At 73.9% G+C, this 13,954-nt stretch carries 14 protein-coding genes and 1 tRNA gene; 9 read left to right on the forward strand and 6 right to left on the reverse strand.

Features of this window, described 5'->3' with window-relative positions; translation table 11 throughout:
• Nucleotides 1-21: 21 nt before the first annotated feature.
• Nucleotides 22-597 carry a TetR/AcrR family transcriptional regulator gene (locus AC1UE5_RS08390; RefSeq protein WP_482922063.1) on the reverse strand — a complete coding sequence of 192 codons (576 nt, stop codon included), beginning with the start codon at nucleotides 595-597 and terminating at the stop codon, nucleotides 22-24.
• Nucleotides 598-696: 99 nt separating this feature from the next.
• Here AC1UE5_RS08390 and AC1UE5_RS08395 point away from each other — a divergent pair, with 99 nt between their 5' ends.
• Both AC1UE5_RS08395 and AC1UE5_RS08400 read left to right on the forward strand, forming a co-directional pair.
• Complete coding sequence (locus AC1UE5_RS08395) at nucleotides 697-2,190, forward strand: glycerol-3-phosphate dehydrogenase/oxidase (RefSeq protein ID WP_482922065.1); 1,494 nt, start codon at nucleotides 697-699, stop codon at nucleotides 2,188-2,190.
• Entirely contained in the window at nucleotides 2,187-3,884 is a 1,698-nt protein-coding gene (locus AC1UE5_RS08400) for an FAD-binding oxidoreductase (protein WP_482922067.1), read from the forward strand. Before AC1UE5_RS08395 ends, AC1UE5_RS08400 begins: the two co-directional genes overlap by 4 nt.
• Here AC1UE5_RS08400 and AC1UE5_RS08405 read toward each other — a convergent pair.
• The 3 genes from AC1UE5_RS08405 to AC1UE5_RS08415 all read right to left on the reverse strand — a co-directional run bounded on the left by AC1UE5_RS08405 (nucleotide 3,869) and on the right by AC1UE5_RS08415 (nucleotide 6,942).
• Nucleotides 3,869-5,683 (reverse strand): AMP-dependent synthetase/ligase, encoded by a 1,815-nt coding sequence (locus AC1UE5_RS08405; protein WP_482922069.1) that lies wholly within the window; start codon nucleotides 5,681-5,683, stop codon nucleotides 3,869-3,871. The two genes, AC1UE5_RS08400 and AC1UE5_RS08405, sit on opposite strands and share 16 nt — an antisense overlap.
• Nucleotides 5,684-5,918: 235 nt before the next feature.
• Nucleotides 5,919-6,104, reverse strand: coding sequence for a hypothetical protein (locus AC1UE5_RS08410; RefSeq protein WP_482922071.1), 186 nt, complete (start codon nucleotides 6,102-6,104; stop codon nucleotides 5,919-5,921).
• Nucleotides 6,105-6,192: 88 nt separating this feature from the next.
• On the reverse strand, nucleotides 6,193-6,942 hold the full coding sequence (locus AC1UE5_RS08415; RefSeq protein ID WP_482922073.1) for a Nif3-like dinuclear metal center hexameric protein: 750 nt from the start codon (nucleotides 6,940-6,942) through the stop codon (nucleotides 6,193-6,195).
• Nucleotides 6,943-7,047: 105 nt separating this feature from the next.
• On the opposite strand from AC1UE5_RS08415, the gene AC1UE5_RS08420 reads away from it, so the two are divergent.
• The 7 genes from AC1UE5_RS08420 to AC1UE5_RS08450 all read left to right on the forward strand — a co-directional run bounded on the left by AC1UE5_RS08420 (nucleotide 7,048) and on the right by AC1UE5_RS08450 (nucleotide 12,075).
• A complete protein-coding gene (locus tag AC1UE5_RS08420) occupies nucleotides 7,048-8,763 on the forward strand; it encodes an RNA polymerase sigma factor (protein ID WP_482922075.1) in 1,716 nt (571 codons plus the stop codon).
• Nucleotides 8,760-8,996: a hypothetical protein gene (locus AC1UE5_RS08425; RefSeq protein ID WP_482922077.1), complete on the forward strand. Its 237-nt coding sequence runs from the start codon at nucleotides 8,760-8,762 to the stop codon at nucleotides 8,994-8,996. The genes AC1UE5_RS08420 and AC1UE5_RS08425 overlap by 4 nt, the downstream gene beginning before the upstream one ends.
• Before the next feature lie 75 nt (nucleotides 8,997-9,071).
• A tRNA-Pro gene (locus tag AC1UE5_RS08430) sits at nucleotides 9,072-9,145 on the forward strand.
• Nucleotides 9,146-9,232: 87 nt separating this feature from the next.
• Nucleotides 9,233-9,619, forward strand: a complete 387-nt coding sequence (locus tag AC1UE5_RS08435) for a hypothetical protein (protein WP_482922079.1) — start codon at nucleotides 9,233-9,235, stop codon at nucleotides 9,617-9,619.
• 49 nt (nucleotides 9,620-9,668) lie between these two features.
• On the forward strand, nucleotides 9,669-10,211 hold the full coding sequence (locus AC1UE5_RS08440; protein ID WP_482922081.1) for an aminoacyl-tRNA deacylase: 543 nt from the start codon (nucleotides 9,669-9,671) through the stop codon (nucleotides 10,209-10,211).
• 40 nt (nucleotides 10,212-10,251) lie between these two features.
• Complete coding sequence (locus AC1UE5_RS08445) at nucleotides 10,252-11,253, forward strand: LLM class flavin-dependent oxidoreductase (protein WP_482922083.1); 1,002 nt, start codon at nucleotides 10,252-10,254, stop codon at nucleotides 11,251-11,253.
• Between the two features lie 45 nt (nucleotides 11,254-11,298).
• Nucleotides 11,299-12,075 (forward strand): hypothetical protein, encoded by a 777-nt coding sequence (locus AC1UE5_RS08450; protein ID WP_482922085.1) that lies wholly within the window; start codon nucleotides 11,299-11,301, stop codon nucleotides 12,073-12,075.
• Here the strand turns inward: AC1UE5_RS08450 and AC1UE5_RS08455 are convergent.
• Both AC1UE5_RS08455 and thyA read right to left on the reverse strand, forming a co-directional pair.
• Nucleotides 12,072-12,995, reverse strand: a complete 924-nt coding sequence (locus AC1UE5_RS08455; protein ID WP_482922087.1) for a dihydrofolate reductase — start codon at nucleotides 12,993-12,995, stop codon at nucleotides 12,072-12,074. The two genes, AC1UE5_RS08450 and AC1UE5_RS08455, sit on opposite strands and share 4 nt — an antisense overlap.
• 1 nt (nucleotide 12,996) lies before the next feature.
• Entirely contained in the window at nucleotides 12,997-13,908 is a 912-nt protein-coding gene (thyA, locus tag AC1UE5_RS08460; protein ID WP_482922089.1) for a thymidylate synthase, read from the reverse strand.
• Nucleotides 13,909-13,954: the final 46 nt, after the last annotated feature.

Genomic DNA, 13,954 nt, shown 5'->3' on the forward strand with positions numbered 1-13,954 from the left:
CGGGCGACGCGGGCGGGCGGATCACTCGGGCGCCAGGAAGCGCGTGAGGAGCTGCTCGAGCTCGTGCAGGACGCGCTCGCGCTCCTCGCCCTCGAGGGTGCGCGTGGCGAGCACGGGCCCGCGCAGCGCCAGCTCGATCGTCTGCGCCATCGTCGCCGCGTCGCCGGGGCGGATCTCCCCGGCCTGCTGCCCGGCGGCGATCTCGTGCGTGAGCTGCGCGACGACCGCCTGCTGGAAGCGCCCCATGTGGTCGGCGAAGTACGGCACGAGCTGGTCGACGTCGACCTCGATCAGCCGCCGCATCACCGGGTGGTCGAGCAGCAGCACGAGCGCCTGCATCACCTCCGCCACGAGCCGCAGGCGCGCGTTCGGCTCGGCCGCGCTGGCCTCCTGCCCGAGCGCGATGGTCTGCGTGAACTCGCGCGCCATCACCGCCTTCAGCAGCGCCTCGCCGTCCGGGTACCGCCGGTACACGGTCATGCGCGAGACGCCCGCCCGCCGCGCGACCTCGCTCACCGTCATCCGGCTGATGCCGAAGTCGAGCACGGTCGCCCGGGCGGCGTCGAGGATCGGGTCGTCGGTCGTGATCGCGGACACGTCGCCTACATGGTGACTCCTCCCGTGCGGCGCGTGGCGGCCGCGGGTCGCGACCGACGGGGTTGCGACGGTGTGACACTCGCTGTTAGGGTGTCACACATGGTCGCCTCGTCCCATCTCACCGCGGCCCGGCGCGCCGCCGATCTCGACGCCCTGGCGGGTGGGGAGGTCGTGGACGTGCTCGTCGTCGGAGGTGGCGTGACCGGTGCCGGGGTGGCGCTGGACGCCGCGTCGCGCGGGCTGTCGGTCGCGCTGCTGGAGCGCGCGGACCTCGCGACGGGCACGAGCCGGTGGAGCTCGAAGCTCGTGCACGGCGGGCTGCGGTACCTCGCCAAGGGCGACGTGCCGATGGCGTGGGAGTCGGCGCGCGAGCGGGCGCTGCTCATGCGGCACATCGCGCCGCACCTCATCCGCGCCCTGCCGTTCCTCGTCCCGTTCGGGCCGAGCGTCGGCCGCGGGGCGGACCGGCTGGTGGCGACCGGCATCCGCGGCGGCGACGTGCTGCGCCGCATGTCCGGGACGCGCGCTCGCAGGCTCCCGCCCGCCCGCCGCGTCAGCGCCGAGGAGGCGCGCCGGTGGGCGCCCGCGCTCAGCCACGACGGCCTGCGCGGCGCGCTGCTGCACTGGGACGGCCAGCTCGAGGACGACGCGCGGCTCGTCGTCGCGCTCGCCCGCACCGCCGCCGCGCACGGGGCGAAGGTCCTCACGCACGCGCCCGTCACGGAGCTGCACGCCGAGGGCGCGACCGCGCGCGACGACCTCACCGGCGCCACGTTCGGCGTCCGCGCGCGGCACGTCGTCAACGCGACCGGCGTGTGGGCGGCGCAGCTCGTCCCCGACATCGAGCTGCGGCCGAGCAAGGGCGCGCACCTGCTCGTCGACGCCGCCCGGCTCGGCGACCCGCGCGCCGCGATCAGCGTGCCCGTCCCCGGCACCGTCGGCCGCTTCGTCTTCGCGCTCCCCCGCCACGACGGGCACGTCCTGATCGGCCTCACCGACGACCCGTACGACGGCGCGCCGAGCGACGCCCCGCCGGTCGACGCGCAGGAGGAGGCGTTCCTCCTGCAGACGGTCAACACCGTGCTGGAGAGCGACCTGACCGCCGAGGACGTCGTCGGGCGGTTCGCCGGCCTGCGGCCGCTGCTCGGCGGCGACGGTGCCACCGCCGACCTGTCGCGCCGCCACGCGGTGCTCGAACACGACGGCGTGATCAGCGTCGTCGGCGGCAAGCTGACGACCTACCGCCGGATGGCGGAGGACGCCGTCGACGTGATCGCCGCGCGCGAGGAGGGGGCGGTCGGGGGAGCGAGGACCGCGCGGCTGGCGCTCGTCGGCGTGGGAGCGGGCGCCGCCGGCCTGCCGCCCCGCCTCGTCCGCCGCTTCGGCGCGGAGGCCGCCGCGGTCGCGGCGCTCGCGGAGGGCGACGACGCGCTCCTGCGGCCGATCGCGCCGGGCGTCCCGGTGCTCGGCGTCGAGCTGCTGTGGGCGCGCGCCGCCGAGGGCGCGCTCACCGACGAGGACGTCGCGCGCCGTGTGCGCGCCGATCTCATCCCCGGGTGGCGTGAGCTGCTCGACACGGAGGTGCCCGCATGACCTTCACCGACCCGAACGAGATGCGCTGGTGGGGGTGGGGGACCGACGGCCACGACCCGGTCCTGCCGCCCGGCGTCGAGGCGATGCTGGAGGCCACGCTCGGCCCGGGCCGCGGCGGCGGGCTGCGCAAGCCGGTCGCGGCCCAGGACGTCCGGCTCCCCGACCACGACCTCGCGCCCGGTGCCCGCGCGCGCCTCGCCGCGATCGTCGGTGACGAGCACGTCCGCACCGACCACCCCACGCGCCTCACGCGCGCGGCCGGCAAGTCGTACCCCGACCTCGTCCGCCTGCGCGCGGGCGACGGCAGCGGCGCGCCTGACGCCGTCGTCCTGCCCGCCACGCCCGAGGAGGTCGCGGACGTGCTCGCCGCGTGCGCGGCCGACGGCGTCGCGGTCGTCCCGTTCGGCGGGGGCACGAGCGTCGTCGGCGGCGTGGAGGCCCTGCGCGGCGGCCACGAGCACGTCATCGCGCTCGACACGCGCCGGCTGGACGCGCTCGTCGCGGCCGACCCGCGCTCGCTCACCGCGACCCTCCAGGCCGGCCTGACAGGCCCGCAGGCCGAGCGCGAGCTGGGCAAGCACGGCCTGACGCTCGGCCACTTCCCGCAGTCGTTCGAGTTCTCCACCGTCGGCGGCTGGGTCGCGACGCGCAGCGCCGGCCAGGCGTCGACCGGCACCGGCCGCATCGACGAGCTCGTCCTCGGGCTGCGCGCCGCGACGCCGCAGGGCGAGGTCGTCGCGCGCACGCTCCCCGCCAGCGCCGCCGGGCCGGACCTGCGCCAGCTCCTCGTCGGCTCCGAGGGCACGATGGGCGTGATCACCGAGGCGACGCTGCAGGTGCGCCCCGCGCCGGCCGCGCGCCGCTACGAGGCGTACAGCGTCCGCTCGTTCCACGCCGGCGCCGAGCTGCTGCGTGCGCTGCGCCAGCACGACGCCGCGCCGGACGTGCTGCGGCTCTCCGACGAGGCCGAGACGCAGCTCTCGCTCGCGATGGCCGGCAGCGGCCCCGCCCAGGCGCTCTTCGCGCGCTACCTCCGCGCGCGCGGCCACGCGGGTGGCTGCGTGATCATCGCCGGGTGGGAGGGCGAGCCTGCGGAGATCAAGCGCCGCCGGCGCGCGGCCCAGGCGATCCTCCGCCGCCACGAGGCGCTCCAGCTCGGCACGCCGGCGGGCAAGGCGTGGCGCGCCGGTCGGTTCCACGGCCCGTACCTGCGCGACGTCCTGCTCGACCGCCGCATCCTCGTCGACACGCTGGAGACCGCGACGACGTGGTCGAACCTCGAGGCGCTCAAGGCGGCGGTCGGCGATGCGATCCACGCCAGCCTCGCGGCGCGCGGCACGCCGGCGTTCGTCGCCTGCCACGTCTCGCACGTCTACGAGACCGGCGCCTCGCTCTACTTCACCTTCGCCGCCCGGCAGGAGCAGGACGCCGAGCTGGAGCAGTGGCGCGCGGTCAAGACCGCCGCCAGCGACGCGATCATCGCCGGCGGCGGGACGATCACCCACCACCACGGCGTCGGCCGCGACCACGCGCCGTGGCTGGCGCAGGAGGCCGGGCCGCTCGGCCTCGCGGCCCTGCGCGCGGCCAAGGCGAGCCTCGACCCGGCCGGGATCATGAACCCCGGCAAGCTGCTCGACGGCGCGCCCGGCACGAGCGCGCCGTCGTCAGCGGCGCGGGATCAGCTCCCGGCGTAGAGCTCGTCGAACAGCGGCAGGTACAGCTCGTTGACGACGTTGCGCTTGACCTTCAGCGTCGGCGTCAGCTCACCGGTCTCCTGCGACAGGTCGTGGTCGAGGATCACGAACTTCTTGACCTGCTCGACCTGCGCGAGGCGCTCGTTGGCCTTGTCGACCTCGGCCTGCACCATCGCGTGGACCTTCTCGTCCTGCGCGAGCGCCGCGATCGAGGTGTCCTCGATGCCCTGCGCCTGCGCCCACGGGACGATCGCCTCCTCGTCGAGCGTGATCAGCGCGACGGGGTAGGGGCGGCGGTCGCCGTGCATCACGCACTGCGAGATGAGCGGCGACTGGCGCAGGTCGTTCTCGAAGTTCGCCGGCGTCAGGTTCTTGCCGCCCGCGGTGATGATGATGTCCTTCTTGCGGCCGGTGATGAACAGGTAGCCGTCCTCGTCGAGCGAGCCGAGGTCGCCCGTGTGGAGCCAACCGTCGACGATCGAGCCGAACGACGCGTCCGCGTTCTTGTAGTAGCCCGTGAAGATGTTCGGGCCCTTGAGCAGGACCTCGCCGTCCTCGGCGATCTTGATCTCCACGCCCGGCAGCGCTCGCCCGACCGAGCCGAACCGGTGCGCCTCCGGCCGGGACGACGTCGCGGCGGTGGAGGTCTCGGTCATGCCGTAGCCCTCCATCACCGGCACCCCGGACGCCCAGAAGAACTCGAGGATCTCGGGCGCGATCGGGGCCGCGCCCGTGACCGCCTCGCGGAGCCGTCCGCCGAACGCGGCGCGGACGTTCTTGAACAGCTTCTCGTCGAACTGGTCGTACGCGGCCTGCAGCTCGGCCGGGACCGGCTGGCCGGCGATGCGCAGGTCCTCGACCTTGCCGCCGACCTCCTTGGCCTTCGCGAGCGTGTCGGGGTCGACGTTCGCCGCCACCAGCGCGTAGAGCTTCTCGAAGATGCGCGGGACCGACGGCAGGTAGGTCGGCTTGACCTCGCTCAGCTCGACGATGATCTTCTGCGGGTCGCCGCCCCAGTACGCGATCGGCGTGCCGAGGTCGACGGACGCGAGCTGGATCAGCAGCGCGAACGCGTGGGCGAGCGGGAGGAACAGGTACGTGACCTCGTCCGGCCCCTGGCCCAGCGCGCCGTTCTGCGTCGTCGCGTCGATGATCGCGCGGTAGTTGGCGTGGCTGAGGACGCAGCCCTTCGGCGGCCCGGTCGTCCCAGACGTGTAGATGAAGGTGTACGGGTCCTCCGGCGAGACGGCTGCGGCCCGCGCGCGCAGCTCGTCCTCGGACCGCCCGCGGCCGCGCTCGCGCAGCTGGTCGAGCGTCACGGCGTCCGCCACGTCGCCGTCGGCGTCGATGACGATGAGGTGCTCCAGGTGCGGCAGGTTGCCGCGGACCTGGACGATCTTCGCGAGCTGCTCGGCGTTCTCGCACACGATCGCGACGGACTCCGAGTTGCCCGCGACCCACTCGCACTCCTCGGGCGCGTTGGTCGGGTAGATCGGCACGACGACGCCGCCGGCCGTCGAGATCGCGAAGTCCGCGTACGTCCACTCCGGCCGCGTGGTGCACAGCAGCGACACGCGGTCGCCGGGCGCGATGCCCAGGTCGATCAGCCCGCGGCCGATCTCGCTGACGATGTCGCCGACCTGGCGGAACGTGACTTCCTGCCACTCCCCGCTCGACCGGTCCTTGAACGTGACCGCCGTCTGGTCCGCGAACAGCTCCGCGGCCTTCGGCAGCAGGTCGGCGATGGTCGTCGAACCGGTCGTCCGTGGCTCGGACGCCGGTGCGGTGGTGGCCTCCATGAGTCTCCTCTCCTCCTCAGAGGGCCCGCGCCCTCTTCCCTGGGCGGAGCTTAGTGGAGGCCGTGCCGTCCGCGAGAGGGGCTGTCAAGAACCGGCGTGTCGTCTGCGAGGCCCGCATCGTGGTCGTGGGCGCCGCGCGGTTTCGAAGCCGATCCTGCTTGGATCGGTGAGGAACCGGGTGGCGATCCACGGCCGCGAGGCGTCCCTCGCAGGCGGCGCACGTCTTGACGGTCCCTCAGACCTTGATCGCCTCCTGCTCGACCTCGGTGGACTCGAGCTCCCGCAGGCTCGCGAGGAAGAGCGTCTTGTCGATCTTCCCCTGGAAGATCGGCACCCCGAGTTCCATGCACTTCGCGATCACGTCCCGGCGCTCCATGCCGTTCTCGCGAGCGAGCTCCGTCGGGGTGAGGTGATTCGCCATCGGTGTTGACCTCCAAGGGTCCGTTTGCGACGTACCGCACTTAGTAGCGGACGCCGCAGACGGATACAAGGGACCGATCGGCCGATTGTCAGATGGGATTCGGGTCGTCGACCCAGACGTGCGTGATCCCGAGGTGCTCGGCGAGGTGGTCGCCCAGCGCGCGGACGCCGAACGTCTCGGTCGCGTAGTGGCCGGCGGCGATGAAGTGGATGCCGCCCTCGCGGGACAGCGTCATGACGCGCTCGGCAGGCTCGCCGGTGAGGAACGCGTCGTGGCCGGTGTCGATCGCGTCGCCCACGAAGTCCGCCGCGCCGCCGCTCACGATCGCGAGCTTGCGCACGCGCTCGGGGCCGAAGTCGAGGTGGAGCGGGACGCGGCCGCCGGTCGCGGTGCCGACCCGGTCGAGCAGCTCGGCCGCGGGGATGCCGTCGCCCGAGAAGTGCGCGGTGAAGCCGATCTCCCCGAACCGCTCCTTCTCGTCGGCCTGCAGCGCGTCGGCGAGCAGCGCGTTGTTGCCATGCGTCTCGTGCGCGTCGAGCGGCAGGTGGTAGGCGAGCAGCGCGAGGTCGTGCCGGTAGAGCGGGACCAGGCGGCGGTGCAGCGCGGGCGTGATCTCCTGCGGCATCCCGCGCCAGAAGAGGCCGTGGTGCACCAGCACCGCCTGCGCGCCACGTTCCGCCGCCGCCTCGAACAGGCGCGCGGACGCCGAGACGCCTGTGACGATGGTGTCGACATCGCGACTTCCGGGTACCTGAAGCCCGTTGGGGCCGTAGTCACGGAAGGACTGTGGAGTGAGGAGAGCGTCCAGCGCGCCAGTGATCGTTGCAAGTGAGGCCATGTTCTCGCTTGAACGCTACAGTTCCGTGGCCAACGGGCCAGCGCCCGGCGGACGAGCGGCGCTCAGGGGGGAACGGCTATCAGCACTGCTTCGGCTGTCGCGCCATTGAGGCGGGACGGAGACGAGATCACAGACCACGAGCTGGTCGCCCGCGTGCGCGCGGGAGACGACCGTGCGTTCGAGCTGCTCTACACGCGCTACCACCGGCGCATCGCCGCGTACGTGCAGGGCATGGTCCACGACCACGCGCGCGCCGAGGACGTCACCCAGGACGTGTTCATGTCCGCGCTGCGGCGGATGCGCGAGACCGACCGCCCGATCGCCTTCAAGCCGTGGATCTACGAGATCGCCAAGAACGCGTGCATCGACCAGTTCCGCCGCTCCAAGCGGGCCGAGGAGGTCTCGTACGACGCCGAGGACGGGCTGGCGAGCGCCGACTACGGCAAGCTCGTCACGAAGGACCCGGCGCCCGAGCGCGCGTTCGAGAACAAGCAGCAGCTCGACCACCTGCGCGGCGCCTTCGGGGGCCTGTCGGAGACCCACCACCAGATCCTCGTCATGCGCGAGCTGGAGGGCCTGTCGTACCGCGAGATCGGCGAGCGCCTCGGCATGACGCGCCCGGCGGTGGAGTCGACGCTCTTCCGCGCGCGGCGGCGCCTGACCGAGGAGTACGAGGACCTCGTCACCGGCGAGCGCTGCCAGCGGGTGCAGGGCATCATCGCGATGGCCGCCTCCGAGGCCGGCCTGCTCGGCGCGCGCGACCGCAAGCGGCTGGCGCGCCACGTCTCGTACTGCCAGCCGTGCCTGCGCCACGCGCGGTTGAGCGGGCTCGACGCGCGCGACCTCACGCACACGCCGGTCCGCACGAAGATCGCCGCGCTGCTGCCGCTGCCGGCGTTCCTCAAGCGCAAGCTCTTCGGGGTCGAGGCCGCGTCCGGGCCGGGCGCGCCGGCGCCGGACGTCTCGTCGATGGCCGTCTGGTCGGCGCACGCGTCGCAGGTCGACCCGGGCGTCGTCACCGGCTGGGGCAAGGCTGCCATGGGCGCGGCGACGATCGCGTTGGCGGGGGTCGGCGCGGGCGTCGCGACGTCGCCGCCGGACTCCGCGCGCGCGGGCGCCGACCACGGCTCGCTGATCGAGCGGGTGCGCGGCGGCTCCGACGACGGCGGCGGCACCTCCGCGGCCGCGGTGCAGGCCGCGCCGATCACGCTGCCGGCCGCCGCAGGGAGCGGGAGCGGCGCGGGCTCGTCGTCCTCGTCCGGCAAGAGCGGGAGCGGCGGGAAGCGGACCGTCGCGACCCGGTCGAGCGGCACCAAGGCCGTCGCCGGCGGCGGCGGGTCGGCGTCGAGCACGTCCGGCGGTGGCAGCGGCACCCGTGGGCCGGGCACGCTCGCGCCGGGCGGCGCGCCGGCGGCCGACGGCTCGTCATCGTCGCCCAAGTCGTCCTCGTCGGACTCGGGCACGTCGAGCTCGGGCTCCGGCACGAAGGAGCAGACGGTCGCGAAGAAGGACCCGGTCACCGAGGCCGTCTCGGGCGTGACCGGCGCGGTGTCCGGCGCCACGGGAACGTCCGGCTCGGGCACGACGTCGGGCGGCGGCACGACCGGCGGGACGACGCAGACGCCCACGCAGACGCAGCCGACGATCCGCCTGCCCGAGCTGCCGAGCCCGCCGCCGCCCAGCGGCGGCACCACGGGCTCCGGCCCGGTGGGCGAGGTCGTCGAGGGCGCCGCGGGCGCGGTCGGCGGGGTCCTCGACGGGGTCAACAGGACCGTCGAGGGCGTGACGAACGGGCTGGGCGGCATACTGGGCGGTCAGTGAGCACCGCCGACGCGTTCCTCGAGGGCCTCACCGACACCAGCCTCTACTCCATCGGCGCGTACTTCGCCGATCGGCACCCCGATCTCCTCGACGACGTGATCGCCCAGGCGGCCGACATCGAGGAGGCGGGGATCGAGCGCTACGCGGCGGAGGAGGGCATCTCGCTCGAGACGACCTTCCAGACGCTCGTCACGGGCCTCGCGGTGCGCTACTACCGCGCCGTCGCACGCTGACGCCCGCACCGCTCGCACCCCCGCGCGTCACGTTCCCGCGCGCGGCCACGCGCTCGCTATGCTGCTGGTCCTCTTCGGGGCGTGGCGCAGCCTGGTAGCGCGCACCGTTCGGGTCGGTGAGGTCCCCGGTTCAAATCCGGGCGCCCCGACTGAAGAGAGTCGCAGTACACCCGACGTTCGAAGGCCCGCGCTGCGGGCCTTCTTGCGTTCGGGGGAGCCGGGGGCGTAGGGTCGGGGTGACCCGGAGACGCGACCCGCCGAAGGAGGCGGACATGGATCCTCCAGGGTTCTTCCCGCTGATCGTCCGCGGTGGCCGAGGCGTCACCGCCAAGCACGACGGCACCACGCTCACCGTGCAGTTCCGCAAGGCGCGCAGCGCCGCCGGCGACCCGGGCACGTTCAACCGCCTGCCGCCGGGGTCGGCCGCGTGGCTCGACCGGCCGCTCAACGACGCGGAGCCGTTCGTGCTCCGCGAGGGCATGAACGGCGCGGACGCGGCCGACGTCATCGCGGTGCTGCGCAACGACGCGCGGTTCTGGATGTTCCTGTGCAGCAACACGAACACGGGGCACTTCCAGGTCCACCGCTCCGAGCCCGCGTTCGCGCAGGTGCCGATCGACTGAGCCACAGGGCCGCGCCACCGGACGGCGCGGGCGAGGAGGAGGATCCGTGATGCGCGTGCAGGACCAGGACGACCCGCGGTACGGCGTCGCGGCCGTCCACCAGTACCTCAGCGATCGGGCGATCGACCACGACGTCCTGGACCACGTCCCGACGTTCCGCGCGCTCGAGGAGGCGCGCGCCGTCGGGGCGCCGCCGGCGGCCGTCGCGAAGACGCTGATGGTCGCCGACGGGGAGCGCTGGTGGGTCGTCGCGATCTCCGCGGCGCGGCAGCTCGACCTGCGTCGGCTGCGCGAGCATCTCGGCGCCAGCCGGCACCTGCGCCTCGCGAGCGAGGACGAGATCGCCGCGCGGTTCGGGGACTTCGACGTCGGGGCGATCCCGCCGTTCGGCCCGCTGCTCGGGCTGCCGGTGGTCGCGGACACGGGCCTGCTCGATCACGACCACGTCGTGTGCGCGGCTGGGGACCACGGGCACGCCGTCCGGATGTCCGCGGCCGCGTTCGCGACGTGCTGCGCGCCGGAGGTCGCGGACGTCACCGTCCAGGTCGACGAGGGGCACCGCACGCGGTTCCGCGACGTCTCCCTGCGCTGACGCCGCGGGTCGTTCGATCGGCGTCGTACCGTCGGAGGGGATGCCCCTGTCGGTTCCCCTCTCGCTCCTCGACCTCGCCGCCGTCCGCGACGGGCAGCCGGTCGGCGAGGCGCTCCACGACTCCGTGCGCTTCGCGCAGCAGGCCGAGGCGCTCGGCTTCACGCGCGTCTGGTACGCCGAGCACCACAACATGCGGACGATCGCGTCGTCCGCGCCGGCCGTGCTCATCGCGCACGTGGCCGCGCACACCGAGCGGATCCGGCTGGGATCGGGTGGCGTGATGCTCCCCAACCACGCGCCGCTGGTGATCGCCGAGCAGTTCGGGACGCTCGCCGAGCTGCACCCGGGGCGGATCGACCTCGGCCTCGGGCGCGCGCCGGGGACCGACCAGAACACGCTGCGCGCGCTGCGGCGCGACCCGGCGTCGGCCGACGCGTTCCCCCAGGACGTGCTGGAGCTGCAGGGCTACCTGACCGGCGAGACGCGCATCCCGCACATCCACGCGAACCCCGGCCACGGGACGAACGTACCGCTGTACATCCTCGGCTCGTCGCTGTTCGGCGCGCAGCTCGCCGCGATGCTGGGCCTGCCCTACGCCTTCGCGTCGCACTTCGCACCCGCCGCGCTGCTGGAGGCGGCGGAGGTGTACCGCTCGCGCTTCGAGCCGTCCGAGCAGCTCGCGGAGCCGTACTTCATCGCGGCGGTCAACGTCCTCGCGGCGGACACCGAGGAGGAGGCGCGGCGCCAGTTCGAGGTGCGCCGCCGGATGTTCGCGCGCGGCATCTTCAGCCGCCCCGGCCAGCGCCTCGACGACGCGCAGGTCGAGGCGCTGCTGGCGTCGCCGCAGGCCCAGCACGTCGAGCAGATGCTCACGCGCACCGCCCTCGGCACGCCCGACGCGGTCGCGGCGTACCTCGCGGACTTCCAGCGGGAGACGGGCGCCGACGAGCTGATGACCGTCCACCAGGCGGACACCATCGAGGGGCGCCTGCGCTCGCTCGAGCTGACGGCGTCCGTGGCGCTCCAGGGCCAGCCGGGCTAGGAGGAAGGTCCGCCACCGCGCGGCGCGGCGGGGGTTGGAACGGGCATGCCCCGCCGCCTGACCCTCGCCCTCGCCGTGGTGGCCGCGGTGTTGACCCTGCCCGCCTCCGCCGCGGCGGCGCTGCCCGCCGCGGAGCCGCCGACCCGGGAGGCCCTCGCCACGGCCGGCGCCAAGCTCACGTGGCCGCTGACCAAGCCGGAGACCGTGGCGCAGCCCGGCGACCGCTTCACCGTCCGCGTCCGGCGCGGCTCGGCGCGCGTGGCGGTGAGCCTCGTCACCGTCGACGCCGCCGGCCGCCCGCTGCGGGTCCTGACCAAGCGCACGCTGCGCCGCGGCACGTTCACCGCGACGCTCCCGCAGGCCGCGCCGGCGCTGTACGCGCTGCGCCTGACGGTAGGCGGCCGCACGTACCGCTCCTGGATCGCGGTGCCCGAGCCGCCGTCGCTGCACTGCGACGTCGTCGCCCGGCAGCTGACGTCCGCGTCGCTCGCGTTCACCCCGCCGCCACCGACGCCGCTCGCGGCCCCCGCGCAGCTCCAGCTGGTCCTCGCGAACACCGGCCAGACCTGCTTCCCGCTCGACCACCTCGACGCCAAGCTCGAGCGTGAGAGCCCGCCCGGGGCCTGGGCGGAGGTCCAGCAGCTCGACGCCGCCGGCAATCGGCTGGCGGCGCCGGCGGTGCTGCTCACCGTCCGGCCGGGCACGTCGGTGAACGTCCCCGTCTTCGTCCCGCCCGGCGCGCCGGCGGGCCGGTACCGCGTCCGCATCCCGCGCGCGACGGTGACGGGCGACGTCGTCAGCCCGCCGTTCGTCGTCGGCTAGTCCGCGCGGGCCGACACGCGGAAGCGCACCGTCGCGCTCGGCGCCTCGTCGAGCGCGACGAAGTGCACGTGCAGGTGGGCGATCGAGCCGCCGTTGAGGCGCATGTCGCCGCTGCGCTCGACCGTCGCCGTGGCGCGCGGCGCGAGCCGCTCCTTCAGCCGCCGCTTGATCGCCCACAGCTCCGCGCCCGCCTCGTCCGGCAGCTCGTCGAACGACGTGACGTGGCGCAGCGGGACGATCAGGAAGTGCGCCGCCGTGCCCGGGTAGGGGAACGCGTTGCGCGTGACGTACCAGTGCTCGCCGCGGTGCTCGATCGGCGTCGGCTGCTCGCGCTCGACGTGCTCGGGGCAGAAGATGCAGACGCCCTCGCGCTCCAGCCGCTCCATCCGCTCGCGCTGCTCGTCCTCGCGCGCCGCGGACAGGTCGTAGAGCGTGCCGCGGCGGCGCTCGTAGCGGCGGAACGTGTAGCGGAAGCCGTTCTCCTCCACGACGTCCGAGACGTCCGTGGCCGCGAAGTCGTCGGGCAGCGGCGGGAAGAACGTGTCGCCCTCGTGCCGGCCCTCGACGACCGTCGCGTGCACGACGTCGGCCACCGGCAGCGCCTCCTCGTACACCGTCCCGCCCCCGATCACGAAGCACGCGCTCTCCCCGCACAACGCGAGCGCGTGCGACAGCGAGGGCACGACCTCGGCGCCCTCCGCCGCGTACGCCGCGTCGCGCGAGAGGACGAGGTTGCGGCGCCCCGGCAGCGGTCGGAACCGCGGCGGGATCGACTCCCACGTCCGCCGGCCCATCACGACCGTGCCGCCCATCGTGATCTCCTTGAACCGCGCGAGGTCGGTCGGCAGCCGCCACGGCAGGTCGCCGTCGCGGCCGATCAGGCCGCCCTCGTCGTAGGCGACGACCAGCTCGACGCTCACGTCAGGTGAGGACCGGGATGCCCGGGATGGCCGGGTGCGGCTCGTAGTCGGTCAGCTCGAAGTGCTCGGCGCGGAAGTCGTGGATGTCGGCGACCCGCCGGCCGGCCTCGGTCAGCCGGAGCGTCGGCAGGCGCCGGGGCTCGCGCGACAGCATCTCCTCGACCGCGTCGAGCTGGTTGGCGTAGATGTGCGCGTGCTGGATCCAGTGCACGTACTCGACGAGCTCGTAGCCCGTCAGGTGCTCGATCATCAGCCCGAGCGCCGTGTACTGGGCCATGTTCGACGGGACCCCGATCGGCGTGTCGCCCGACCGCTGGTTGTGGATCACGTGCAGCTTGTCGCCGTACACGAGCGCGTGGATCCAGCCGTGGCACGGCGCGATCGTGTTGCGCGACTTGACGCCGGCCTCGCGGTGGTTGGCGTTGGGGATCCACGGGCTCATCACCGCGGTGCGGTCCAGCGGCAGGTCCTGCAGCTTCTTGATGAGGTGGGGGAGCTGGTCGAACCCCTGATCCGCCGCGTCGTCGAGGTTCGTGGTGAAGTTCCGGAACGCGTGCCCGTACGAGCCCGGGCCCAGGTCGCCCGCCTCCAGCCCGCGCGAGCCCGACTTCTCCGGCGTCGCCCACGCGTCCCACCAGTCGCAGCCGAACTCCCGCAGCTCGTCCAGCGTCCGTGCGCCGTTGATGAACGCGCACAGCTCGCCGATCGCCTTGTTGACGAACCCCTGGATCGACCGCTCGGTGATGACCGCGGCGCCGTGGCGCAGGTCGAACCGCATCTGCACCCCCGCCAGCGCGATCGCGTCGACGCCCTGCTTGGAGGACACGCGGACCCCGCTGTCGCGGATGGTCCGGAGCATGTCCTGGTACTGCGTGCTCGGGCGGCGTTCGGCGTAGGGGAGGTAGTTCGGCATCGGGCGCGACAGTGTTACGGCGGCATCCGACGGTATCGTCCGCCGG

The organism is Parviterribacter multiflagellatus (assembly GCF_056863265.1).